The sequence below is a fragment of the Maridesulfovibrio salinus genome (assembly GCF_055394525.1).
Genome location: NZ_AP042461.1, coordinates 3,556,937 through 3,581,420, shown reverse-complemented (window position 1 = coordinate 3,581,420; position 24,484 = coordinate 3,556,937). Strand labels below are relative to the sequence as shown.

General features: G+C 50.3%; 19 protein-coding genes and 1 riboswitch. Of the genes, 11 read left to right on the top strand and 8 right to left on the bottom strand.

Annotation, left to right across the window (positions count from 1 at the left end):
• Positions 1-90 precede the first annotated feature (90 nt).
• From prmC to cobI, 10 genes are all read left to right on the top strand, one after another.
• Complete coding sequence (prmC, locus tag ACZ5PW_RS16450; RefSeq protein ID WP_464560443.1) at positions 91-945, top strand: peptide chain release factor N(5)-glutamine methyltransferase; 855 nt, start codon at positions 91-93, stop codon at positions 943-945.
• A 176-nt stretch (positions 946-1,121) separates the two neighbouring features.
• The gene (gene lpxC / locus ACZ5PW_RS16445; protein WP_464555681.1) at positions 1,122-2,048 is read left to right on the top strand and encodes a UDP-3-O-acyl-N-acetylglucosamine deacetylase; all 927 of its coding nucleotides are present in this window, start codon (positions 1,122-1,124) and stop codon (positions 2,046-2,048) included.
• Between the two features lie 243 nt (positions 2,049-2,291).
• The gene (locus ACZ5PW_RS16440) at positions 2,292-4,424 is read left to right on the top strand and encodes a methyl-accepting chemotaxis protein (protein WP_464555679.1); all 2,133 of its coding nucleotides are present in this window, start codon (positions 2,292-2,294) and stop codon (positions 4,422-4,424) included.
• A 2-nt stretch (positions 4,425-4,426) separates the two neighbouring features.
• Positions 4,427-5,257 (top strand): hypothetical protein, encoded by an 831-nt coding sequence (locus ACZ5PW_RS16435; RefSeq protein ID WP_464555677.1) that lies wholly within the window; start codon positions 4,427-4,429, stop codon positions 5,255-5,257.
• Between the two features lie 268 nt (positions 5,258-5,525).
• A complete protein-coding gene (locus tag ACZ5PW_RS16430; RefSeq protein WP_464555675.1) occupies positions 5,526-6,878 on the top strand; it encodes an MATE family efflux transporter in 1,353 nt (450 codons plus the stop codon).
• A 27-nt stretch (positions 6,879-6,905) separates the two neighbouring features.
• A riboswitch (cobalamin riboswitch) is annotated at positions 6,906-7,107 on the top strand.
• A gap of 102 nt (positions 7,108-7,209) precedes the next feature.
• On the top strand, positions 7,210-8,112 hold the full coding sequence (locus tag ACZ5PW_RS16425; RefSeq protein ID WP_464555673.1) for a sirohydrochlorin cobaltochelatase: 903 nt from the start codon (positions 7,210-7,212) through the stop codon (positions 8,110-8,112).
• A gap of 28 nt (positions 8,113-8,140) precedes the next feature.
• Positions 8,141-9,196, top strand: coding sequence for a FecCD family ABC transporter permease (locus ACZ5PW_RS16420; RefSeq protein ID WP_464555670.1), 1,056 nt, complete (start codon positions 8,141-8,143; stop codon positions 9,194-9,196).
• The gene (locus ACZ5PW_RS16415) at positions 9,193-9,969 is read left to right on the top strand and encodes an ABC transporter ATP-binding protein (RefSeq protein ID WP_464555668.1); all 777 of its coding nucleotides are present in this window, start codon (positions 9,193-9,195) and stop codon (positions 9,967-9,969) included. Before ACZ5PW_RS16420 ends, ACZ5PW_RS16415 begins: the two co-directional genes overlap by 4 nt.
• Complete coding sequence (locus ACZ5PW_RS16410; protein WP_464555665.1) at positions 9,887-10,822, top strand: ABC transporter substrate-binding protein; 936 nt, start codon at positions 9,887-9,889, stop codon at positions 10,820-10,822. The genes ACZ5PW_RS16415 and ACZ5PW_RS16410 overlap by 83 nt, the downstream gene beginning before the upstream one ends.
• Positions 10,823-11,536: a precorrin-2 C(20)-methyltransferase gene (gene cobI, locus ACZ5PW_RS16405; RefSeq protein WP_464555663.1), complete on the top strand. Its 714-nt coding sequence runs from the start codon at positions 10,823-10,825 to the stop codon at positions 11,534-11,536.
• A 400-nt stretch (positions 11,537-11,936) separates the two neighbouring features.
• Here the strand turns inward: cobI and ACZ5PW_RS16400 are convergent, their stop codons facing one another.
• From ACZ5PW_RS16400 to ACZ5PW_RS16390, 3 genes are all read right to left on the bottom strand, one after another.
• Positions 11,937-12,881 (bottom strand): aminotransferase class IV, encoded by a 945-nt coding sequence (locus ACZ5PW_RS16400; RefSeq protein ID WP_464555660.1) that lies wholly within the window; start codon positions 12,879-12,881, stop codon positions 11,937-11,939.
• Between the two features lie 203 nt (positions 12,882-13,084).
• Positions 13,085-14,806 (bottom strand): bacteriohemerythrin, encoded by a 1,722-nt coding sequence (locus ACZ5PW_RS16395; RefSeq protein ID WP_464555657.1) that lies wholly within the window; start codon positions 14,804-14,806, stop codon positions 13,085-13,087.
• Between the two features lie 193 nt (positions 14,807-14,999).
• On the bottom strand, positions 15,000-15,914 hold the full coding sequence (locus tag ACZ5PW_RS16390; RefSeq protein WP_464555655.1) for a LysR substrate-binding domain-containing protein: 915 nt from the start codon (positions 15,912-15,914) through the stop codon (positions 15,000-15,002).
• Positions 15,915-16,053: 139 nt separating this feature from the next.
• Between ACZ5PW_RS16390 and ACZ5PW_RS16385 the strand changes: the two genes are divergently transcribed.
• A complete protein-coding gene (locus tag ACZ5PW_RS16385) occupies positions 16,054-16,491 on the top strand; it encodes a hypothetical protein (RefSeq protein WP_464555653.1) in 438 nt (145 codons plus the stop codon).
• Here ACZ5PW_RS16385 and ACZ5PW_RS16380 read toward each other — a convergent pair whose 3' ends face one another.
• The 5 genes from ACZ5PW_RS16380 to ACZ5PW_RS16360 form a co-directional block, all read right to left on the bottom strand.
• Complete coding sequence (locus tag ACZ5PW_RS16380) at positions 16,492-17,259, bottom strand: substrate-binding periplasmic protein (RefSeq protein ID WP_464555651.1); 768 nt, start codon at positions 17,257-17,259, stop codon at positions 16,492-16,494. It lies immediately after the preceding gene.
• 238 nt (positions 17,260-17,497) lie between these two features.
• Positions 17,498-18,409 carry a bifunctional enoyl-CoA hydratase/phosphate acetyltransferase gene (locus ACZ5PW_RS16375; RefSeq protein ID WP_464555650.1) on the bottom strand — a complete coding sequence of 304 codons (912 nt, stop codon included), beginning with the start codon at positions 18,407-18,409 and terminating at the stop codon, positions 17,498-17,500.
• A 65-nt stretch (positions 18,410-18,474) separates the two neighbouring features.
• Positions 18,475-18,954 carry an acetolactate synthase small subunit gene (gene ilvN / locus ACZ5PW_RS16370; RefSeq protein ID WP_464555649.1) on the bottom strand — a complete coding sequence of 160 codons (480 nt, stop codon included), beginning with the start codon at positions 18,952-18,954 and terminating at the stop codon, positions 18,475-18,477.
• 90 nt (positions 18,955-19,044) lie between these two features.
• A complete protein-coding gene (locus ACZ5PW_RS16365) occupies positions 19,045-22,149 on the bottom strand; it encodes a bifunctional diguanylate cyclase/phosphodiesterase (protein WP_464555648.1) in 3,105 nt (1,034 codons plus the stop codon).
• A 102-nt stretch (positions 22,150-22,251) separates the two neighbouring features.
• Positions 22,252-24,450 (bottom strand): transglutaminase domain-containing protein, encoded by a 2,199-nt coding sequence (locus ACZ5PW_RS16360; RefSeq protein WP_464555646.1) that lies wholly within the window; start codon positions 24,448-24,450, stop codon positions 22,252-22,254.
• Positions 24,451-24,484: the final 34 nt, after the last annotated feature.

The window sequence follows — 24,484 nt, the reverse complement described above, 5'->3', positions numbered from 1 at the left end:
CATACCCTTGCGTGATGGGCTTGCGCTGAAGGTGTGATGAATACTAATCTGTTCCGGCACAGTGCTGCCGGGGGATTTTCCGTGAATGAAATGATTTTGAAAGATATTTTATCCACTGCCACTGCCAGACTAAATGAAGCCGGGGTCGATTCTCCCGCGCTTTCTGCACAGTTGCTTGCCGAGAAAGTCTTCGGGCTGGACCGCCTTGGCCTTATCATGGAAATGGCGCGCCCGGTGGATGCTTCAAAGGTCACCGAGTTTGAACAGCTGGTCGAACGCCGTGCTTCCGGAGAACCCGCCGCATATATTCTCGGGGTCAGGGAGTTCTACGGTTACGATTTCAAGGTCGGGCCCGGAGTTCTGATTCCAAGGCCTGAAACCGAAGAGATTGTGGAAAAAGTTCAGAGCCTTTATCATGAGAATGATGAATTTGTTTTTGCCGACTTCGGTACAGGCTCCGGGATTCTGGCTGTTACCGTTGCCATCCTTTTTCCCGGATCAAGGGGAATCGCCTTGGACATGAGCCCCGAAGCGCTGTCCATGGCCCGTGAGAATGCTCGGACTCACGGTGTGGAGGATCGCATACTGTTCATTCAGGCTGATTTCAACCTTCCGGTTCTCGCCGCTGAAAGGTTTGATCTCATACTCGCCAACCCTCCTTATCTGAGCAGTGCTGAGCTTGATGAAATCAGCCCCGAAGTGGCAGAATTTGAGCCTGTGTCTGCCTTGGTGAGCGGCCCCCGGGGAGATGAGGACATAAGCGGCAGTGCTCCACGCATCGCTGATTCCCTCAAAAGCGGAGGAACTGTTTTCATGGAAATAGGGTATCTGCAGGGGGGTGCAGCCCGGCAGATTTTTGAATCCTGTCCGGCCTTTTCAGGAAATGTTGACGTTAAAAAAGACCTTTCCGGGCATGATCGTATTGTTGTTGCAAAAAAGAAATGAATGCAGTGGCGTATTTGCAAAAAAACCACAATGTATGTTTAGGGTTGTTGTAAAAAAACAACTGGTTATGTTTAAACTGCAAGAATATATTTTATTTTACGTTAAAAAACAGATGTTTATGAAATTAAAAAAAATGGGCATGCTTTTTGCTGTATTGGAGACCACAAGGAGATAATATGCTGCAAACAACTATCCATAACACAGTAAGATGCAAAGGAATCGGACTCCACAGCGGTAAGCAGGTGGAAATCGTTCTGCGACCTGCTGTTGAAGATACCGGTATTCTTTTTTCCATTCATACCGGTTCAGGGAGTTCTTTCATCTCTCCCAATCCCGAACTCGTTGTAGCCACCGGGCTTGCCACGACGATCGGCAACGGTCAGGACGCTGTTTCCACTGTTGAGCATCTGCTTGCTGCTGTTCGCGGCATGGGTATTGATAATATTCACGTTGAAGTTAGGGGCAATGAGCTGCCCATCATGGACGGCAGTGCCGGTCCTTTTGTTTATCTGCTGCGTCAGGCCGGTGTCCGTAATCTTTCCAGACCCCGCAGGGTGATGGCTGTCAAGAAGTCCATCAACTTCGAGCAGGACGGAAAGTATGTCCGCGCCTTCCCCCATGACGGTTTTGCAGTCGACTACACTATTGATTTCGAGCATCCCCAGATCGGGACCCAGACTTTATCTCTTGAAATTACCCCTGAGGTTTTCATGGAAGATCTGGCCAAGGCCAGGACCTTCGGTTTCCTCAAGGAAGTTGAATATCTGCATGCTAACGGCCTTGCTCTGGGCGGATCACTGGATAACGCGGTGGTTCTGGATGAGTACGGTATCCTGAATGAAGGCGGCCTGCGTTTTGCCGATGAATTCGTTAGACACAAGATTCTTGATTTCGTCGGCGATATGGCCGTACTTGATATGCCTCTGCAGGGACGCTTTGAGATTTTCGCGTCAGGTCATGCGTTGAACAATTCTTTTCTCAAATACATCAGCGCGAATGCCGAAGACTATCTTGAAGAGCGTGTTCTGGCTCCTGCACAGGAAAAAGTGGAGCAGAAGGTTGCCACTCCGGAAACTTCCGGCGCGGTTCCCGCTCCCGCTTAAGAAATTATCTCCACATTTGTTTACTCAAGGCCCGCTTATCAGCGGGCCTTTTTTTTGGTATTTTTATCATGTACCGTTGAGGTTTATGGCATAAATCAGTGCGCGGGCTTGACTCCGGTAGCTTACGGGGTAAATATAATTCGAATTCAGGACCGCTTTTAAAAGAACCCCGGTCAGTTAGCCCCGGCAATCGCTCAGGATGGCTGTTTTTCCTGTTTTTTATCCTATCTTTAAGGAGTTTACATGTTCCGGTCTATCAGTACCAGACTCTCATATATAGTAGCAGCGGTGGTCATAGTTTCATCCATTGTCACCCTTTTCTTCATAAGCGGTTCACTCAAGGATGATATCATGGGCGCGCAGGGCCGCACCGCGCGAAACACCATTCGTATGGGACTGCTGTATCTTCAGGAAGGAAAACAGGCCATTGAGAGATACCGGGAGCATGCCTTTGATGACCGTAAACAGGCTATCAAGGACGCAATGGATATTTTTGTCGCCCAGCTCGATTCCCTGTACGCCCTCTATAAAGAAGGGAAAATAAGCGAGAGGGATGCCCGGGAGGCAGCATATAATCTTGCCAGAACCAGTCGCTATTTCAATAATGACTACTTTTTTGTTTACACGGAAGACCTGAAGGCACTGGCCCATCCCGACAGATCAATGGAAGGGCGTAATCTTAGTGATGCCGTGGATATGAAAGGTTATGCCTTCGGCCCTGACATGGTGCGCAAGGCTATCCGCGAAGGTGGCGGGTATCTGAAACTGTGGTGGACCCGTCTTGGAGATTCTACCCCCGTGCCCAAAATTCTGTATGTTAAAAGTTATCCCCGCTGGAATCTGATTCTTGGTACGGGGGTTTATGTGGATGATATCGAGGCCGCAGTGGATAAGCAGAAAGAAGGGCTAATTGAAGACCTGCGTATCGGTTTTTCCAAGATCAGGCTGGCCGAGACCGGGCGGCTTTTTATTTTCGACAACTCCAAGAATGTGCTGGTTGCCCCGCTGGGAGCAGGGCCTGATTTTGCCAAGGCAGTGAACCTTAATACCGGAAAGACTGTGGTGCATGATCTCAAGGAGATCGGCCGACTCGGTGACTGGAATCTGAATTACAGGGTTCGCCGTGCTGACGGGGTTGAAGAGAAAAGGATGGCCTATGTCCGTTATTTCGCTCCTCTGGGCTGGTTTGTGGCATCAACAGTTCCCGTGGATGAAGTCTATGCTCCGGTGAAGGATCTTATAGGCAAACAGGCCGTCATCAGTTTTGTCATACTGCTGCTGACCATCAGTGTGATTTATTATCTGGTAAGGAAGATCTGTCTGCCCATCAGGAGCGTTGCCGGAGCGGCCTACCATGTTTCACAGGGTGATTTGCGCAAGGCCCGCAGGATTTTCAACTCTGCCACTGACAAAGGACATATGCGTCAGGTGCTGGATTCATTCAATGCTGGAGGGGAAAAGAAATTTGATGAAGTCGATCAGCTTGTGAAATCAATTCACACAATGCTCAATACATTGAATTCGCTGGTGAGTCAGGTGCAGCTCTCAGGTGATCAGGTTACTGGATCGGCTTTGAAACTGGGCACGGCCATCAATCAGCTTGAAGTGGCGGTGGAGAATCAGGCCACGGCCACACAGGAGCTTGGCAGCACTTCCCGTGAAATATCCGCCACTTCGCAGGAACTGGCGAGAACCATGAACGAATCCACGGAAGTTGCTGTTTCAACCGGAGAACTGGCGGCTGAGGGAATGGATAATCTCAGTATCATGAGCCAGTCAATGGAATCCATGCGTGAAGCTTCCGGTGGAATTTCCGCGAAACTTTCGGTCATCAATGCCAAGGCCGGCAATATCAGCAAGGTTGTGACTTCAATTTCCAAAATTTCCGAACAGATAAATCTGCTCTCACTGAATGCCGCCATTGAAGCGGAAAAGGCCGGAGAGTTCGGTCAGGGCTTTTCCGTCGTGGCCCGTGAAATCAGGAAGCTTGCCGACCAGACTGCCATGTCAACTCTTGATATTGAAAAGATTGTCTCGGAAATGCTTTCGGCGGTTTCCTCCGGGGTTATGGAGATGGACAAGTTCAGAAAGCAGGTCGAGGGCGGAGCCAGCAAGGTGGAGTACATAGGTGAAGGCATCTCGGGTATTGTAAGTCAGGTGCAGTCCTTGACTCCGCAGTTCGAATCCGTGAATGAAGGCATGCAGAACCAGAGCGAGGGAGCAGAGCAGATCAGCAAGGCGATTATTCAGCTTTCAGAAACTTCCATCCAGACAAAGGACGCTCTAACTGAATTCATGGCCATCACCGAGCAGCTCTCCAGCTCTGTTTCGAATCTTGAAGCGGAAGTGGCCGTTTTTCAAGTGGATAAAGACTGATCATGCGTATTTCACGCTATGGCGGCAGGCCGTTTCATTCCGGGGGAGGCGGTTCTTCTGAGCGTTCGGCCCGTTTCCGCAAGAAATACAGCGTAGGGCAGGTCCTTCAGGGAACTCTCATAAAATGGGAGAAATCAAGGCTGGGCTGGGTCCAGATTGATGATCTGCGCCTTCTCGCCAGTATCCTGACCACTCCCTCTCCGGGAGATATTCTCACTTTTCTTGTCCAGCAGCTCTACCCAGATATCATACTAAAGGAAGTGGGTCAGGATGACTTTAATGCACAGGAGGCCTACATCAGCCCGGCTGATGTCACCCGGCATTTCGTAAGCAGCAGATCGGCTTTCCAGTCACGGGCCAGCTCTCTTTTCAAGGTTATTGCCGGACATAAGGGCTTGTCATCCGGAGAGCGACTGGCTATGCTCCTTCGGCTTCTTGAGGATGAGCCCGAAACGGCGGCTTTGTTTTTTGAAACCCAGAAGTGCGCTGCCGATCTTAATTCCGTTCTGAAATCAAGCAGGCTTTTTTATATGCCGTGGATGATTCCCGTAGGCATAAATCAGGAAATAGTCCTCAAGATCAAAGAACCGGACAATCCTGAAAATTCTTTTTATGAGCTTCTTTTTGCTCTGGATCTTCCGCCTTCAGTTCCGGTCAGATTCCGCATAATGTACAAAAAACCGCAGTGCGGTTTCAAGCTGCTTGCCGATGACCCTAATTTGAGCACATTGCTGAGCGTGAACTACAAGCACGCTTTCGATGAGTTTCTCGGAGTGGAAAGAATTCCCGCCCGAAGTTCGGGAGGCTTTCTGTCTGAGCTGCTTTCCGGCTGACGGAAGTTTTGTTTTCTCCGGTTTCTTTCGTCTGAACCATTTTTCACAGGTTATCCATAAAGAATCACCTGATCTGCAAATATAAATTTTATATGAAGGTCTTGCATTCAATTGAAACGGCTGCGGCAGTTTATCCGCACTCTCGGACTCAGTGCCCGGTGGCGTTTTATTTGCTCTGCATCTCCGGTTTTTTCCTAAAAATTATCATGTCTACTTTTACGGCAGCTCCTTTATGAGTCCCGGCCGGTTGTATAAGGAATATTGAATAATGAAAGATAAACTCGGCGTTGAAAAACATCCTTTTGAAACCAGCCCTAATAAAACACTGCTGAATCTTGCTGTTCCGGTTCTTTTTTCAATGATTGCGGAGCCTTTGACCGGACTGGTCGATACCGCTTTTGTTTCGCGGCTCGGCTCGGAGCCTCTGGCGGCTCTGGGTATCGGAACCATGGTCTTTTCTTCGGTTTTCTGGGTGTTCGGTTTTCTGGGAGTAGGAACCCAGACTGAAGTTTCGCAGGCCCTTGGCCGGGATAATATGAAAAAGGCTTCGTCTATCTGCTGGATGGCGGTTAAAATAGCCTTTGCTTTGGGATTTGTTCTGGCGCTGCTGGTGCTGCCGCTGCTTGAAACCGTGGCCGGAATAATGGGCGGGACCGGGGAGGTTCTCGATCTTGCCGTAGATTATATGGCTTACCGTCTGCTGGGAGCCCCGGCGGTGCTGGTTGTTCTTTCCTGTTTCGGGGCGATGCGCGGCTATCAGGACATGCGTTCTCCGCTCTGGATTGCGGTGGGCATCAACGCTTTCAATGTTGTGCTGGACTGGGTTCTTGTTTTCGGAGTCGGACCGTTCCCGCTGATGGGTGTGGGCGGCGCGGCTCTTGCCAGTGCCATCAGCCAGTGGATCGGTGCGCTCTGGGCGGTGCTGGTGGTAAGGAAACACTATGGACTGAATCTCGGTCTGGACCTTGCCGAAGCGCGCAGGCTTTTTGTCATCGGCGGGGACATGTTCGTGCGTACTGGATGTGTCTGCCTGTTCCTGCTGCTGTGTACCCGTTTCGCAACCAAAGCCGGGGCTGAATCCGGTGCTGCGCATCAGGCTATCAGACAGTTCTTTGTTTTTCTGGCCCTTTTCCTTGATGCTTTTGCCATCAGCGGGCAGTCCCTGATCGGATATTTCGTGGGCCGTGCTGACCGCAGCACCGCCCGGAGGGTGGCTTCACTGGTCTGTAAGTGGAGTTTCTGGACCGGAGCTGTGCTGACAGCGGTGATGTTTCTCGGTCAGAGCCATATCGTGTGGCTGCTGGTTCCTGATGAAGCTGCCATGGTTTTCGCTCCGGCGTGGCTGGCGGTGACTTTTCTGCAGCCTGTCAACGCCCTCTCGTTCGCTACCGATGGTATTCATCTCGGGACCGGAGATTTCAGATATCTCCGTAACGCCATGCTCATTGCTGTTCTCACAAGTTCGGCTGTATTGTTCGTTGTTGATTATTTTCATCCGGATAACATGCTTTTCTGGATTTGGGTGGTCGCCGGGCTCTGGACAACTCTCAGGGCTTTGCTGGGCATGATCAGAATCTGGCCCGGAATAGGTGACGCTCCGCTTTCCGCTGCAAGCGGATAGTTTGTTGACAGCGCATCACTTGCATAATATCAAGCTTTTGCCTGAGGTGCTCTCACGAGCTTAATAGGGAATCCCGTTAAAGTCGGGAACGGACCCGCCGCCGTGAGTCCTGCTAAGTCTTTGCCCCGTGGATCGTAGTCATACGGTCCGGCGTGCCACTGAAATCAATTTCGGGAAGGCCGGGAAAGGATGGGACGAGTCGGAAGACCTGCCCGGGTACAGTTCATACCAGTTTGACGGATAACGGGGCTTTTATCACGTCAAAATCATGGGCACTGCTGTGTCCTTTCAATCCCATAATTTGAAGCCCCCCAAACGAAAGGAGACTGTTATGCAGTGTCGCTTTGGGGAAAAGTTCAGAGTTCTTCCCTTAATTCTTCTCGTAGCTTTTCTTATTCTGCCCACCGTGGCAATGGCCGGACATGGAGAGTCAAAACCTGTTAAAAAAGGTATTCTTCTGGCGGCCTTCGGGTCCAGCATGCCTGAGGCTCAGGGTTCTTTTGAGGCAATCGACAAGGCTGTCAAAAAAGCTTTTCCCGGTGTTCCTGTACGCTGGGCATACTCTTCCGCCATTATCCGTGATATCCTTGCAAAGGAAGGGAAGGTTATCGACTCTCCCGTGAGCGCAATGGCCAGGATGATGGACGAAGGTTTCACCCATGTTGCCGTTCAGTCCCTGCATACAATTCCGGGTGAAGAGTTTCACGGTATTGTCGCAACTGCCAGAAAGTTCGAAGGCATGCCCAAGGGAATGAGCAAAGTGACTGTCGGGATGCCTCTGCTTTATTCCGATGATGACATGAAGAAGACCGTATCCGCCATAGTCGCCAACATCCCTGAAGACCGCAGGGCTGAGGACGCTGTGGTGCTCATGGGTCACGGTACTCATCATGGCGCGAACATCTATTATCCCGCATCCCAGTATTATTTTTCGCAGGCCGACCCGAAAATTTTCGTAGGTACGGTTGAGGGCTCTCCTTCCCTTGATGATGTGAAAAAACTGCTCAAGGAAAGCAAGTCCAAAAAGGTATACCTCATGCCTTACATGTCTGTAGCCGGAGACCATGCCAGAAACGACATGGCCGGCGACGAAGACGATTCCTGGAAATCCGAGCTGACCAAGGATGGGTACGAGTGCGTGACCGTTCTCAAGGGAACCGCTGAATTCCCTCAGGTCGTGGATATCTGGGTTGATCACCTCAAGGTTGCTTTCAAGCACCTTGGCGCTCATTAATCAGATTGAAACTTAAATGGCGGTAAGGATGGATATATCTGGAAAGAGAAGGATACAGGCAGCGGTGCTGTTAAGTGTTCTGGTTCCTGTGTCCATCTTTTCCGCCTGCCTTTTCGGTGCTTACGGAACGCAGCCGGGGCAGGTTCTGTCCGTTTTTATGTCCGCGCTGGGATTCGGAACATCCGGGGTGGATTCCGCTCTGTCATTCATTATCATAGACCTTCGCCTGAGCCGGGTCTGCCTTGCTTTTCTGGTCGGGGTTTCCCTTGCCGTGGCGGGGTCCGTTTATCAGGGGATTCTCCGTAATCCGCTTGCCGATCCCTTTACGCTTGGAGTCAGCAGCGGGGCGGCTTTCGGAGCCAGTCTGGCTATCTTTGCCGGGTCAACGGTTCTCGGGGCCGGACTGTGGCAGAAGTTCGGAAATCTGTTTCTTCCGTTCGCGGCTCTCGCGGGGGCGATGGCCGCCCTTGGCGCGGTGCTCGTTCTCGGGCGTATCGGCGGACGGTTGCGGCGTGAAACCATGGTCCTTGCGGGCATAGTGGTCGCCACTTTTCTCTCGGCACTGATTTCCATGCTGAAATCTCTGGATGAGGATTCCGTCACATCCATTGTTTTCTGGATCATGGGCAGCTTTCAGGGCCGCGGATGGGATCATTTAGGCCTGTTCATCCCTTACTTTGTGGCCGGGATGATTCCGCTGGTTTATTATTCCCGTGAACTGGACATTCTTTCCCTCGGGGAAACACAGGCCCGCCATCTGGGTATGGATGTTACCCGGGTGCGGATGCTGCTCCTGATCGGTTCGGGCCTTCTTACCGGAGCTGCCGTGGCTGTGTCGGGAATTATCGGTTTTGTCGGTCTGATTGTTCCCCACCTTGTAAGAATGTTTCAGGGGGCCGAGCACAGACCGCTGCTGCTTTCATCTTCGCTGCTCGGAGGGCTGCTGCTGGTCTGGTCCGATGTTATCGCCCGGTCGCTTCTGCCCGGAGGCGAAGAGCTTCCGGTGGGAGTTGTCACCGCCCTGCTTGGCGGACCTTTTTTCTGCATAGTCCTGCGCTCGGGTTTCAGGGAGGGCGGAAGATGATCAGGGTAAAAAAGCTGACAGCTGGGTATTTTTCCCGTGACGTCCTGAACGGAATTGATCTCGAATTTCCTTCCGGTTCCATGACCGCCATACTTGGACCCAACGGATGCGGTAAAACAACGCTGGTATCATCTGTTTCAGGTATCCTTGAACCGAAGGAAGGAACCGTTGAGGTCGAAGGTAAGGATGTGCGCGGCTACAGACCCCGGGATCTTGCCGGGATCATGGCTGTGCTTCCCCAGAAGGTTGAACCAGCTTTCGGGCTGAGCGTGAAGTCAATGGTCATGATGGGCAGATATGCCCACGGGTCCGGTTTTTTCGGTTATGATTCGGATGACGAGGAAATCTGTTGCAGTGCCATGGAAACAGTGGGGATAAGCCATCTTGAACACCGGAGTGTGTCCGAGCTTTCCGGCGGTGAGTTCCAGCGGGTGCTGATGGCGAGGACAATCGCCCAGCAGGCCCGTATAATGGTTCTTGATGAAGCTGCTTCGGAGATTGATGTCGCCGGAAAAATCGAGCTGTTCGATCTTCTGCGCCGCATGAACAGTGCTGGAACAACAATCATCTGCGTTATCCATGACCTCAATCTGGCGGCCCTTTATTTTGACCGGCTGGTCTTTCTGAATAATGGCAGTGTCGTGCTTGACGGTCCGCCACGGGACGTAATCAACAGAGAGAATATTTCCAATGTCTATAAAACATCAGTTGCCGTTGTGGAGCATCCCGAGCTCGGGATTCCGCAGGTCCTTTTTTCTCCTGGCGCTGATTAGCGCGATTTCTGTTTCCGGTTCCGCTCTGGCGCAAACGGCCGTTCAGGATGATTTCGGTAACAGGGTGGAGCTTGAACGCCCGGCAAAACGTATTGTCGCGCTTTACGGGTCCTTCAACGAAATTCTATACGCCATGGATCTGGGCGGGCTTCTGGTGGCCCGTACCGCGGCTGATCATTTTCCGGAAGAGATCACCGCTCTTCCTTCGATAGGCACGCATATGCGGCCCAACCCGGAACTGATCGTGGCTTTGAAACCTGACCTTGTCCTGCAGATGGCGGGACGTTCGCAGGCTTCAGCAGCGCTTGATCCTCTGCGGGAAAGAGGGATTCCCTGCGCCATGTTCAGGGTGGCTTCCTTCAAGGAGCTGTTCTCCGTGATTGAACGCATCGGGGTTCTTACCGGTGAGCCGGACAATGCCGAACGCCTGATCAGGGACATGAACACCAGATTGGAGCGGGCGGCGGCAAAGCATGCCGATATTCCTGATATTCCGACTGTATTTTTTGAAGTGCGCTACCCGAATCTGCTGGCCGCGGGCAAAGGGTCAATTGTTTCGGACATCATCCGTAAGGCCGGAGGCCGGAACTGTGTGACAGTGGATAAAAAGATAGTGCGCATGGGAGAGGAGGAGTTGTTCCGCCTTGCTCCTGAAAATTATGTATATCAGGTGGGCAGGATGAATCCTTCGCCTGTCACCCCTGCTGAAAGGCCCCACTTCAAAGTGCTTGGGGCGGTTGTTAATAATAAAACATTAAAGGTTGACGAATCCGTCTTTTCCCGTCCGGGGCCCAGAAACGTTGAGGCTGTGGAGCTACTGGTGGATTTTCTGTTCAACGATAAAGAGAAATAAATGGTTAAAGCTGGCAAAATTTACGGCATAGGGGTCGGTCCGGGGGATTCTGATCTCCTGACGGTACGGGCGGCGAGAATTCTTGAAAAGGTTGACGTGGTTTTTGCTGCTTCTTCAACTAAGAACGACTATTCGCATTCGCTCAGAATCGCGTCCGAATTTGTGCGTGAAGATTGTGAAGTGGTCACGCTGGGCTATCCCATGACTCGTGATAAAGAAGTTTTGCGTGACGCGTGGGAAAGGAACTGCGAAATAGCAATTGAATTTATGGCCGGTGGAAAAACAGCCGCTTTCCTGACTTTGGGGGATCCGCTGATTTATTCCACTTTCGGCTACATGATGAAGACCATGAACAGGATTGATCCCGCAGTTGAATTTGAAGTTGTGCCGGGCATCACATCCTATCAGGCCGCGGCTGCAAAATCTAAGCAGGTGCTGGTTGAGTCGGGACAGAATCTTTTGCTGACTTCAGGTGTGGCCGATGCACAGAAATTTGCCGAAACACTGGAGATGATGGATAACGCTGTTATTTTAAAGGCGTACCGCAATTTTTCTGAACTGCGAAAAACAGTAAACGACATTGAAGATCTCAATGTTAAATTCTATACCCGTCTGGGCATGGAAGGTGAGCAGATTTACGAGGATATCAATGAAGTCCCGGAGAACACCCATTATCTTTCACTGATGCTCTTAACTCCAGAAAATAAGGACTGATTCCGGAATCTTTTCTCGCTTCGGAAGAGATTCCACCCTGCCTGCTCACGGGACTGGCTGAAACCGGTCCTTCCTCTGTTAAAAAATCTTATTCGCTCAATTCCGAATTCTATTTCAAAATAAAAACCGCACTGCCATATACGGGAGTGCGGTTTTAGATTGCTGATAGAGCCCAATCTGCTGCAGTGCTGCGAAAAAGACCGGAAATCAGGTCTGTTTGAATACTCTTCGGTTCAGCCTTTTTTCAGCGGTTCATGCGCTGTTCTCTTGAGTGCAGTCTGTTCAACCGCAACAGCGTGCGTACTGATAAGTATCAGTATTGAGCAGAGCTGTGGTATTTACTGACAGGCTGTTGAATTCTTTATTAAAAGATAATGTCTGTAATGAACCCTCGGACTTATTATTTCAAAGGCGTCCCGGTTTTGTGCAGATCTTCACGCAGCAGTTCCCGCATGCGTCTGCACACAGGGCCGGGCCGGACATCGTGAATAGGCTTTTTGTTGTAGCGCACCACGCCTACCGCGTCGATGGAAGTTCCGCAGACGATTACTTCTTTTGCCAGCAGGATATCTTCTTCAGAAATGGCCCGGTAGTCGATTTCCACCTCGTCCGCTATAAGCTGCAGGGCGCGGACAAGCGAAGTCCCGGCCAGAGCGTTGGTGAACTGCGGGACCTGAATGGTTCCGTTCTTATCGACAATGCAGACACTTTCGGCCGCGCCTTCGGCGAGGAAGCCCATGTGGTCAAAGCAGAAAGGAACGTTGAATCCCTTCTCGATCGCTTCACGTTTCATCAGCACGTTGGGCAGGTAGTCGATTGACTTGATGGTCGCAAGGTATGACTGTTTTGCGGGGATGGATGTCTTGAAGGCGGTCAGCCCTTTATCGTACCATTCCTCCGGTCTCGGCTCATATTTGTAAACCACGATATAAAGTGAAGGAACCGGGCATTCATACGGATCAAGTCCGAATCCGCCGCCACCGCGCCCGAGAAGAAGCCGTACCAGACCTGAATTGACCTCCGCAGCCGCAGCCACCTGCTTGACGATGTCAGCAATTTCTTCCCACGGGCAGGGCGGGTCGAGGTAAATGGCTTTGGCTGAGCGTTTCATTCTGCGCAGGTGCGGGTCGAGCTGGTAGAGTTTGCCGTCTACAAACTTGATGGTTTCGAAAACTCCGTCACCGCGGTGGACCAGATGATCATCCCAGGGCATCAGCATCAGCTTGGGATCGGTACAGATCAGACCCACCCGGTGTTCATAAAAAGCGCATACCTTGTCCGTGCCCGCTCTCATTGCGGAGAGCATTGCGTCGATATATTCTTCACTTCCTACTTTTCTGATCAATTTGAGGCTCCATGTATATTTTTTGTCCCTAAGGATGTTCACCGCCATTACCGGGAAAGATTGTTTCCGTAACAGAGAAGATGTACTTAAAAAATAGCGGTTCCCGCAAGTGCTTTGATCGGTTGTTATGCATACAAATTAAAAAACGCCCGCAGCTTTTAACCTGCGGGCGTTTTGAGTGGGTTTGGAATATTGTTCCGGGGCTAGTGGTAGCCGTGCTCGTGCATGAAATCGGTGTACTTCGCGTCAACTACCATAATATGTTTGATGAGCCAGTCTTTGAGAAAGCGGATGATTTCGGTGGAGGCGGCAACTTTACCGGCATCCACTTCGTCCTTGAAGTCACTGATTTTCTGAATGAAGGTTTTGTGAAGCTTCTTGTGCGGCTCTTTTTCAGGGTAGCCGTGCTTGTCGAAGATTTTTTCCTCGTATCCGAAGTGGTACTTGGTGTATTCGAGAAGTCTTTCCGCTACCTCGCCGATCACCTCGTCCGCCTTGCGCTGGCGCATTGCCCCGTAAAGCTCGTTGATGAGATCCAGAAGGACCATGTGGTGTTCATCGATGGTTCTGACGTCCACGGAAAGGTCATCAGTCCATTCCACGATCTTTCCGGAACTGGTGTCGATCACGCGGCCGCTTGAAATTCCCTGAACAATTGAATCAAGTTCTTCAACTACGCTGGCGATTTCATTCAGGGCATGGGCTGAAGCACTCATCCCTTCCGATGTCTCCTGTGCAACTCTTGCCACATCGCTGATGGCCATGTTGATTTCTTCGGAGGCCGCAGACTGTTCTTCGGATGCGGCGGCAATGGATTCGACCTGTGTGTTGGTATCATCAACAATGCCGACAATGGCTTCCATCAGTTCGCCTGATTTTGCTGCCGCTTCAGTTGAATTAACGATATCCTCGGCCGCAGATTCAACGGCGGCGATGTTCTCACGGGCGTTGTCCTGAATCTTGGAGACCGCCTGTCCGACACCCTTGGTGGCGTCCATTGTCTTTTCAGCCAGTTTCCGGACTTCATCGGCAACAACCGCGAAGCCGCGTCCCGCTTCGCCCGCGCGGGCCGCTTCAATGGCGGCGTTGAGGGCAAGCAGGTTGGTCTGGTCGGCGATATCGGTGATAACGGTCATGATCTGGCCGATATTGTCAGCCTGATCGCCGAGAGTGCCCATGGTTTCCTTGAGATTAAGGATAGTGTCCTTGATCTGCTCAAAGGAGGCGATCGCATCGGATACGCCTTTGGCGCCACTGAGCGCATTATCCTTGGACTGGCTGGCGCTGTTGGCCGCGAGGGATGCGTTTTGGGCAACTTCCAGAACAGTGCTGTTCATCTCTTCCATGGCGGTGGCGGTTTCCGTTACCCTGTCACGCTGAAGTTCCATGCCGCTGCTGACGTGGTTGACTTGATCGCTCAGCTCTTCAATTCCCGCGAAAAGTTTGCTTGAAATATCCTGAGCGTTGGATGCGGATTTGACTATCGCTTCCATTGCGGTTTTCTGGTCCGCCAGTTCCTTGGAGGATTTATCAAGCTCTTCCTGCAGAGTGCGGGATCTGGCTGCGGCGTCATCTCTGGCCTGTTCTGTCTCTTTCAGCTTCTCAGCCAGTTCGGCTGCCGTCTTTTCAATAATCTTGGCTGTGTCGAGAATCTCACCGCTCAGCTCTGAAGGGAGTTTTGATTTCCCGCTGCCTTTTCCAAGCTCGGGTATGAATCTGGAAAGCATGTCGAGCTGGCCGAAAACAGTTGAGTTGACTGTCACCAGCGCAATAATGCTGCCGGCCAGAGCCACGATGAGAAAAACAATCTGCAATATGGTGATCCCGGGTTCTGCCGGAGGGAAGAAGGCAGATTCGACAACTGCTCCCACAGTCATCAGGAAGACCAGGACTATGGAAAATGCAAGTCTGGCTTTGGCTGGCATAAAAACTCCTTACTTGAAGTAAAATCTTTTTTGAATTTCAACTGTTATAATATAAAAAAACTAATGCGGGTGCAAGCTCACATTTTATGAAAAGTTATTATTAAAGACTATTTATAACAATACTGTTCCATGAATGTGAATTTTTAGCCATTGAAGTGTTTTTTACTATAGAAGCTGTTTCCGGCACTATAAATTATAATTCTTCAGCAGTCTGTTTTATGATGTTTCTCATCCATTTATGGGCGGAATCATTGTCCGACAATGAATGCCAATGCTGGAATACTGAAAAGGAGGTATTTTTGAGTGGTAGTTTTATAATTCTGAATGCGGAGTCAGCTGCATGCATTCTGGCGAGTCTTTCCGCAATAGAACCTACAAGGTCTGAATTTTCAACTAAGTTGGGAATTATAGTTTCCTGCTGAACTATTATCCTGATTTTTCTTTGCACACCCTTGCGGTATAGATACTCTTCCAGAAATCCCAGCCCTGATTCGGAAAGGGAAAGGGCCGCGAATTCGCAATTGGCCATCTCTTCTTCGGACATGGTTTCGCCTTTAAGCGGATGGTCTTTTCTTACTATGCAGACTTCCCGGTCATCAAAAAGTTTTTCATGCATCACTCCCGCTCCGTAATCCCTTGAACAGCCCAGAAAAATATCAAGCTTACCGTTTTTGAGCATTTCAGCGCGCTGTTCGTATGTAGTCTGTACAACCCGCAGGGATATTCCCGGAGCCTGCTCAGCGAGTTTTTTCAGGATTCCGGGAAGAAGCAGTTTGCAGAGATAGTCGCTCAGGCCGATGCAGAAGGTTCTCTGCGAGGCTTCGGGGGTGAAATCTCCCCGGTCATCAAGGGATTGCAGCAGGTTTTTGATGCATGGGGAAATGCTTGTGTGCAGGGTTGTGCATAACGGCGTGGGTTCCATGGCATTGCCCCGCCTGATGAACAGGCGGTCCTGAAAATGGTCACGGAGTTTGGACAGGGCATGGCTTACTGCGGACTGGGTCATGAAGAGTCTCTTGCCCGCTATTGTAAGGCTGCGTTCAGTATAGATTCTGTCCAGTATAACCAGAAGATTGAGGTCTATATTCGCAAGATTAGTTTTACTCATACAGTGGATGAATAGCTTTCACTGGTCATGGTTAGGGAAGGGGGGTATCAATTGCCTCAGCCGTATTTGCAGATACTCTGTAATCGGCGCTTCCACAAACATATTTTTCTTCACTTAATTCATATACAAGGAAATTGAAATGCTTGCTTTATACGGTTCTCTGGCGATCGCTGTTGCTTCGACTGTTGTTTACCATATTGCGCAGAAAAGTATTGCCGGTGGCGGGTCGGTATTCGGGTCGCTTGCATCGGCTTACGGCGTGGCCATGCTTTTCAGTCTTGCGGGGATGTATTTTCAAACCGGGCGCATAGATATCGGAGAGGTGGCGAGTTTCAGAAACTGGCCCGTGCTGGTTCTGGGACTTGCGGTGTTCGGAATTGAGGTCGGCGTTCTTTTGACCTACAAGGCCGGGGCCAATGTCAATTCACTTCCACTCATTGTTAACGGAGTTGTGATGGCCTGCCTTATTCCGCTCGGTGCTTTTCTTTACAGCGAAACGCTTTCCCTTACTTCAGTACTGGGGCTTCTGCTGGTGGCTTCCGGCGTATGGCTGCTTTGTTCCTCCGGTCATGCGTAATCAGTTGCAGGGAGTAATCATTTCCCTGTCGAAACCGAGCCGTTTTATCAGCTCTTCGCATTCCGGGGAGTCTTTTATTTCCCGCAGGGCCTTGCCGAATTCCCTTGCCCTTTCACCATTGCCCGGAGTTCTGGCAAATCCAAGATAAAGGGCTTCACTGTTAATGGGCTTGGGGCTGAAAGTTATTTTGCTTTCAAGTTCCATCTCCTTGAGAGTCTGGATGCCCACCGCCCTGTATGCTGCTACAAGGTCAATCCTTCCGGCCATGAGTTTCAGAAAATTGAGCTTTAATGAGGCTGTTTCCTCTTTAATGAAAGCGTCACTGCGGTCAAAATGGTTACCGTAAGTGTAACCTTTGGTGATTCCGACCTTCTTTCCTGTAAGAGAGAATGTTCCGCTATAATTGAAGGGGGTATCCTTGCGGTGGAATATGACAGTCCTGACGATCATTAACGGCTCATCAGGATAGATCAGCCAGCGTTCCCTTTTTTTTGTACGGCGCAGCCCGAAAACTCCATCCGCATTACCCGCTTCTGCGGTCATGACGGCTCTTTTCCACGGAAGGAATTTAATTTCAAAGGGAGTTCTTATCTTCTCAAAGGCCAGAGCCGCAAGCTCGTATTGAATCCCTTTGGGCTTACCTTTTTCCTCATAATAGTAAGGAGGGAAGGGGTCCGTGACAAACAGCAGCTTGGCTCCGGCAAATGCGGGCCTGCACATAAGGAGAGCCATAATGGCAATCAGTAAAGTATGTGCGTAAACCTTCATTCGTCTTGAACCCCGTTGTTTGAATTAAGAAACCTGTCCATAATAGAGTATCGGAGTAATATGTGTTTATGTCAATACTGATAGTGTTAATACTATGGTGTGTAATTCATATGTGGGTGCTAATCATAAAGGCTGTTCGATAATAATATTTCCAGTGTTTTGTTTTTTCAGAATAAAAAGTTAAATGCCGGACTTTATTTTAAATTTATTATTGCGTGTCACTGGAATGTAACATGGGTTATTTGCCTGCCAGATAACAGGCCAGAGCGATGGAATTGAATTTTGAACTGTCGGAATCTCCCCGTGATGGGACTACGATGGGAACTTCACTGCCCACGACAACACTTGCAAGAGTTTTTCCGGCTATTGTGGTAAGCGCTTTATAAAGGATATTCCCGCTCTCGATTTCAGGTGTCAGCAGGATGTCCGCATTACCGGCCACAGGGTGGTCAATTCCCTTGCAGGCTGCCGCAGTGCTTGAAATCGCGAGGTCAAGGGCCAGCGGTCCTGCCACCAGCGCGTCACCGAACGCTCCTTCCGCCGACATTTTGGACATGATGTCCGCGTCAAGGGTGGCGGGCATGGCCGGATAATTGACTTTCTCCGTAGCTGCAAGGACAGCCACCTTCGGCTTATCCATTCCCAGTTTGCGGGCCACCGCCAGTGCGTTTCTAAGTATATCGGCCTTGCGTTGAAGGTTGGGCTTGATGTTGACTCCGGCATCGGTCAGCAGAATCAGCCGGTTTTTATTCGGAGCTTCAAAAACGGTTACATGGCTGATGATTCCCTTGGGTGGAACTCCGGTCTGTTTGTTCAGGATAGCTTTCAGGATTACACTGGTGCTGATCAGTCCCTTCATGATCAGATCGGCTTTGCCTTCCTTGAAGAAGTTCACGGCGGTTGATACTGCCTTTTCTTCGTCATTTTCTTCATGGAAATTGAAGCCCGAGATATCCAGCCCGTGCTTTTCGGCAACAGCAAGGGATTTTTGTCTGTCTCCAATGAAAATGGGGTCGGCAATACCTTCTTCATGGGCGGTCAGTGCGGAGCGCATGACAAACTCTTCCGCGCAGGGAGCTATGGCCACCCGTGCTTTCCTGCCGCTCTCGCGCACCGCTTTGATTATTCCGTCCAGTGAGGTGAATGTCATGGGCGTACCTTCCGGTTCAATGAAATTGTGTTTTGAATCATGTTCTGCAGAGTCAGCATCAAAGATTATTCATCCCCGCGTTTCAGGGCGATCATTCCGGTACGGCACATGCTTTTAATTCCGAAGGGCTGCAAAATCTTGATCAGGCCTTCAACTCTTTCCTGATCTCCGCTTAGTTCAACAGTTATGGTTTTCTGGCCCATTCCCACGACATCAGCCCGGAAGACTTCAAATATCTGCATGACCTGAGACATGGAGTCCTTGTTGACATCAACTTTAATGAGCACCAGTTCCCGGTCCACAAATTCCTTGCGGGCCAGATCATCCAGCTTGATAACAAAGTCCATCTCCGCGATTTCACGGGTAACCTGTGCAATGTCAGCTTCGCTGCCTTCGGCGCATATCACCATGCGCGAGACATCCATATTTTCTGTTTCCCCGCAGGAAATGGAAGTGATATTGATTTTGTTTTTTTGAAAGGCGGCGGAAGATTCAGCAAGAACTCCGGGTCTGTTTTTCACCAGAGCAGAAATTGTATGTTTCATCTCATCTCCTGTTATGACTGTAGTATATGTAAAAATATACACTCAAAAGCACAGCCGCACAAGAGGAGCTTCTTTATGTGAGGGGGAGGATTAGATTGAGGTCAGGCCGGGCGGGCAGAATCCCTGTGAACGCATTTTGACCAGTTCTTCCGCGTCATCCTTGTTCTGCGGTTTGTCAAAATAAAAACCCTGCACACAGTCGCAGCCTATTTCCTTGAGCAGCAGCAGTTGCTGTCTGGTTTCGACTCCTTCGGCGATCACGTCCATATTCAGGCTGTGCCCCAGCGCATTTACCGCGCGTACTATCTCCAGAGATTCGTGGTCTTCAGCCATGCGGCTTACGAATGAACGGTCTATTTTCACTGTGGAGGCGGGGAACCTTTGCAATTGTGCCAGTGAGGAATATCCGGTCCCGAAGTCGTCAACAGCCAGACGTATGCCCATCTCTTCAATTCTCTTGAGGTTCTGGGCTGACGTAGCCGTGCGCTCCATGATTGCTGATTCGGTTATTTCAAGTTTGATGTTTTTGCACGAAATTTCAGTGTCGTAGAGAATCTTTTCAAGTGCATCGACAAGATCGGGTTTAGACAGCTGGCTTGGGGAAAGGTTTGCGGTCAGGAACAGATCTTCCGAGCCGGGATATCTTTTCAGCCAGCATGAGAGACACTGGCAGGCTTCCAGCAGAATAAGGCGGTCCAGTTCAACAATAAGTCCTGTTTCCTCTGCTACCGGAATGATGTGGTTCGGGGTGAGGAAACCCCGGTCGGGGTGGTTCCAGCGTACCAGAGCTTCGAACCCGGCAAGGCGTCTGGTTTTGAGGCAGTAGACCGGTTGAAAGAAGGGAAAAAATTCGTTCTCGGGGATTCCCTGCCTGATTTCGGTCTCAATCATAAGGCTTTGCAGCGCTTTCTCGTGCATGGCCTTATTGAAGACTTTGAACTTGTTCACTCCAAGTTCCTTGGCCTTGTACATGCTTATGTCTGCATCGCGGACAATATGCTCGGAATGTTCATATTCGGCAGTCTTGAAAACAATTCCTATGCTGGAGCTGATGACGATTTCTTTGGATGCGATTCTGACGGGCCTGCATATCTCATTTCGGATGGCCCTTATTATATGGATTACCTGCTGCGGTGTGTTGAAGCCGTCGAGCAGGACCGCGAACTCATCGCCGCCCATGCGGGCCACGGTATCAACATGCCTGACGCAGTTTTTGATGCGCTGCCCCACCTCTATGAGAAGGTTGTCCCCCGCCTGATGTCCAAGGCTGTCATTGATGCGCTTGAACATGTCGATGTCCAGCATGAGCACAGCGAAGTTGTGGTCCGGGTTAATGCGGGATCTGCCCAGGGTGTGGTCCAGCTTTTTCAGGAAAAGGGTTCTGTTGGGCAGTCCGGTAAGGGCATCGTGCAGTGACTGGTAGGAAAGCTGCCTTTCGTATTCTTTACGCTGGGAGATATCATCATATATTATGAAGGTCCCGGAAATCTGGTCGTCATACACGAAGGGATAGCCGAGGATGGATACCGGGATGAGGCTGCCGTCGCTTGCCCTGCGCAGGTCTTCGGCCCTGAAGGTCTGTCCGTTGAGTATCTTTTTCAGGTTAGCGCGTATTTTTCCTTTGCCGTCGGGGCAGAGGTTTTCGCAGCAGGGGCTCATTTCATCGGTTGTGAAGCCGAAAAGTTCGGTGAAAGCCCGGTTGGTGTCGACCACATTGCCGTTGGAATCGGTCAGGGCGATAGCCTGAGGCGAGCTTTCAAAAAGCTGCATGAATCTTGATTTATGGCGGATTATCTTTCTTTCCGCCACAATCTGGGGCGTGGAGTCGAAGGCGGAACCCGTAAAGAGTGAAGGGTCTCCTTTTGCGTCAAAGACAGTTCTGGCGTTGAGGGTCACCCATATTTCATTCCCGGAACTGTGCCGGAGGCGGAGATGAGTTCCGTTTACCGATCCATCCTTGACCAGTTTGCGCAGGAGTTTCAGGTGGTCTCTGCGGTCGATAAAATAATCAAGTGTGTTTCCGCGTTCCGCCAGCATTTCATCAACACTGTCGTAGCCCATAATGGAAGCCATGGCGGGGTTGGCAATGAGTATATCTCCACATTTCGAGATCTGGAAAATTGCCACGGTCGCGTTTTCAAAGACGGAACGGAATTTCTTTTCACTGTCAAAAAGGGCTGATTCAGCCTGACTGCGCAACAGTGCGGCGGCTACCTGTTCGGAGATAGCCATCATCATTTCGATATCCTGATTATTGTAGGCTTCCGAGGTCCGGTAGGACTGGATGGTCATGACTCCGAGAACCCGGCCCTGAAATTTTAGCGGAACGCCCAGCCATGATTTGGCAGTGGAGCCGATATGGTTGACTTTTTCATAGCCGTTGAAGTCGCTCTCATCCAGAAGGAGTGCCGATTCAGTCTCGATAACCCTTCCGCTGAGCGTTTTCCTCTCTGCAATCGAAATTATCTCGTCCGGTGCTATGTAGTCTTTTTCGTCCGAGTAGTAGGGGAACTGGAGAATTTTACGGGATGAGTCATACAGGGCCACGAAAAAGTTATCAGCTTCAATGAATTGTTTCAGGCTCTGATGCACCTGATAGAAAAAATCTTCCGCCTGCTCGGTGGCGTTCAGTGCGGCGGATATCTTATAAAGAATTGTGTTTATGTTTTCTGTCTGCTTGCGTGCGGAGATATCTCTCAGTGATTCGATGGCGCCTATTGTCCTGCCCGCTTCATCAACTATCGGGGCTGCCTGAACCCATAGATTGGTGCTTTTCCGGTTGCCCAGATTCTCAATCCGTATTTCGGCCGCGAGCGCGTTTCCACGGCGGCTTATGGCCTGATAGTCAATCTGTCCTATTTCATCGCACCCGTTGACCATATCTATCAGACCGGGAGTACGCTGCCCATGGATGATATTGATGTGTTCAAAGTTACCCTTTCCAACTATTTCCGAAGCGTTGACTCCGGTCAGTTTTTCAAGGGCGGGATTCCACGCAACGACAACACCGTCTTTGTTTATTACAAAGGCAGGGTCCGGCAGAAAGTCCAGAAATTTAACAAAAGGGGAGTTCGGAATAAGCTGGGAAGCATTAAGGGCGGACATATCACTATCAATGAACCTGATAAGATCGTTGATCTTGCCCTGCCCATTGTGTTTGTCCGCTGCGCTGATTTCTTTCAGTTTTTTTTTCAATTGCTCAAGCATTGTGGTAAGTTGATACTTTATAATGCTGTTCTAAGCAAGTTGAGTAGCCGTTTTTTGAATAAATTAATATTATATAGAATAAATGCAGTTTTAAAATTTTATTTTTATGACCGATATGCGTGGCTCATTATTAGCATTCCGCTTGGCGCTTATAAGAAAGTATTTTCCTTTCGGAAGAGAGATTTCCCATGTATTTTCTTTTTCATTGTTTTTGCCTTTGATTGTTTTCTCTATTATTGAAAAAAAGCATCTTTTATTGAGTTTCGAGATACTGAAGTCTTTGAAGTACTGTGCCGGTTTTTGTCCGGCAGGGAATCCGGCAATATTGAATTTAACAGCCTGCCAAACCCCGTAATAAGCTTTGCTCTCATCCGTTGCATTGCGGTTGCCTGTTTTTTCAGGATGTGCGGGGTAGAAGGGCTGCCATTTCTCACCGTCATAGAATTCCACCCAGCCCTGTTCATCGAGAAATCTGGCCGGAATTCCGGCTGCCCTCATAGCTGCCGCCGCGAACACAGCCGCCTCGGATTCATTGGAGGCGGTGCGGGATTGAAATACTCCCAGCGGATCCATGCTGCTCCCCAGGGGGCCACGGGGAACCGGGATCAGGTTTGCGGTGTGTTTTCCTATCTTCCTGATAATTCCGTCCAGCCCGGATTTGTGGTTAAAGTTGAAGCTGACGTGCAGTTCTTCGCGCCAGAACCGGAACTGTTCATACATGATCCGCTGGTTGAGAACGTATTTTTTAAAGATGTCGTCACTGTATTTCAGGCCCGATTTCTCAGCTTCGCTTCTGGCTTTGTCGGCAAGCTCTGCATTCCCGATAAGTTCCTGCGCGCCCATTTTAACCAGATCGGCCACAGCCATTGAATTCAGGTCCTTTTTCAGGGAAGGGAGATGTTCAGTCGGGCATTTGTTCAGTGCGAGCAGCAGCTGCGGGGTGTTCAGCCCGCCTTCGCCCAATCCGGGAATTGAGTTTTCAGAGTATATTTCAGCTCCTTTTTTCATCCCCTTCAGTTTTTCAAGTCTGGCTTCCCTGATTGCCTTGAACTCATCTTTCTTCGCTCCTTCCGAATTGGAGGGCGGTGCTGTGCGGGCGAGTTTGTCATCATAGGCAAAGGGAAAAAATATTTGTCCTTCCGGCTCGTTGTCCGGCTGGAGTCTGAGCAGGATATCCTGTCTCCGGGCGTGTTCTCCGGGAATCCAGACTGAACCGACATAGGCCGAGGAGTTTCCACGGGCGGCGGAAACAAGAACCGAACCGGGGCCGAGAAGGACTTCCGCCTTGCCTTCCTGATCGGATACCGCGGCAGCCACGGGCCTGAAAGAGGCGTAATTGAAAACAGAGAGGTATATCCTGACATCCGGCACAGCCGTTCCGTTACTGTCCAGAACCGTTATTTCGGTTTTGCTGACCGGAGCGTATCTTTGAGTTGTATTGATCAGGGTGCATCCGAAGGGGCGTCCCATAACGGGGTGTTCCGTCTGGAGATCCTGCCCGTAGGCATAGGAAATAACAAGCGGTGCTTTGCGGGCCGATCCGGTGAACCATGCGTAATCAAGGCCGTAATCGGGGTTGGCGGATTCAATGTAATGCCATTTTCCGTCGACCATGACTTCTGTCCATGTATGGTTGTCGTTTGAATGTTGCCATGCGGGGACCATTGCCTGCCGGGCGGGAATGCCCACCGTGCGAAGGGCGCACACGGTCAGGATTACAGCTTCCTCACATCTTCCCCAGCCCCGGTTAATACTCATGAGCGGGTTCTGGTCCCAGCGCTGGGTGGATTTGAAGCCTATTTTGGAATAGCACCAGCGGTTGACCGCAAGGACAGCTTCTTCCATAGAAGTGCATTCAGATACCAGAGGCAGAAGCTCGTTATAGAACTCTTTGCGCCAGTTGACAGCCTGCTCCTGACTGACCCGGTGGGGGAGGACATAGTGCAGGAAATCCGTCCATGAAACATCATGGCCCCATCCGGTCGAGCTGCGGGCGAGGAACGCGAATTCAAGATTTTCTTTGAGCATCTCCGCGGAAAGACTGACCCTGTCGGCAGGGGGGAGATTGGCGACAAGAAACTGGGCGGCCTGCCGCTTTTCAGGATTGTCCTTATAACTGTCCAGAAATTCGATCAACCGGTCCCTGTTCTGCCCGGAAGTGTCGAGGACCTGCTCAACAGGGCCGGAAAATGGAGAAATGTTCAGAGGTGAATTTTTAGATGCACACCCGGTTGATGTGACAAGGACAATGAAAAAAAGGATAGGGAAAAATCTTTTTATTGCAGGCATGAAGATGATTTAGCACAGAGGGGTGTACGCTGTC

Bases quoted from the DNA above. Each gene is read 5' to 3' on its own strand.
- ACZ5PW_RS16375 (WP_464555650.1), bottom strand. From the start codon at position 18,409: ATGACATTCACCTCACTGGACGGAATAATCAAAGCGGTGCGCGAGAGC.
- cobI (WP_464555663.1), top strand. From the start codon at position 10,823: ATGGTTAAAGCTGGCAAAATTTACGGCATAGGGGTCGGTCCGGGGGAT.
- ACZ5PW_RS16410 (WP_464555665.1), top strand. From the start codon at position 9,887: ATGTCTATAAAACATCAGTTGCCGTTGTGGAGCATCCCGAGCTCGGGA.
- ACZ5PW_RS16425 (WP_464555673.1), top strand. From the start codon at position 7,210: ATGCAGTGTCGCTTTGGGGAAAAGTTCAGAGTTCTTCCCTTAATTCTT.
- ACZ5PW_RS16395 (WP_464555657.1), bottom strand. From the start codon at position 14,806: ATGCCAGCCAAAGCCAGACTTGCATTTTCCATAGTCCTGGTCTTCCTG.
- ACZ5PW_RS16420 (WP_464555670.1), top strand. From the start codon at position 8,141: ATGGATATATCTGGAAAGAGAAGGATACAGGCAGCGGTGCTGTTAAGT.
- ACZ5PW_RS16430 (WP_464555675.1), top strand. From the start codon at position 5,526: ATGAAAGATAAACTCGGCGTTGAAAAACATCCTTTTGAAACCAGCCCT.
- ACZ5PW_RS16380 (WP_464555651.1), bottom strand. From the start codon at position 17,259: ATGAAGGTTTACGCACATACTTTACTGATTGCCATTATGGCTCTCCTT.
- ACZ5PW_RS16440 (WP_464555679.1), top strand. From the start codon at position 2,292: ATGTTCCGGTCTATCAGTACCAGACTCTCATATATAGTAGCAGCGGTG.
- ACZ5PW_RS16385 (WP_464555653.1), top strand. From the start codon at position 16,054: ATGCTTGCTTTATACGGTTCTCTGGCGATCGCTGTTGCTTCGACTGTT.
- lpxC (WP_464555681.1), top strand. From the start codon at position 1,122: ATGCTGCAAACAACTATCCATAACACAGTAAGATGCAAAGGAATCGGA.
- ACZ5PW_RS16415 (WP_464555668.1), top strand. From the start codon at position 9,193: ATGATCAGGGTAAAAAAGCTGACAGCTGGGTATTTTTCCCGTGACGTC.
- ACZ5PW_RS16360 (WP_464555646.1), bottom strand. From the start codon at position 24,450: ATGCCTGCAATAAAAAGATTTTTCCCTATCCTTTTTTTCATTGTCCTT.
- ACZ5PW_RS16390 (WP_464555655.1), bottom strand. From the start codon at position 15,914: ATGAGTAAAACTAATCTTGCGAATATAGACCTCAATCTTCTGGTTATA.
- ACZ5PW_RS16435 (WP_464555677.1), top strand. From the start codon at position 4,427: ATGCGTATTTCACGCTATGGCGGCAGGCCGTTTCATTCCGGGGGAGGC.
- prmC (WP_464560443.1), top strand. From the start codon at position 91: ATGATTTTGAAAGATATTTTATCCACTGCCACTGCCAGACTAAATGAA.
- ilvN (WP_464555649.1), bottom strand. From the start codon at position 18,954: ATGAAACATACAATTTCTGCTCTGGTGAAAAACAGACCCGGAGTTCTT.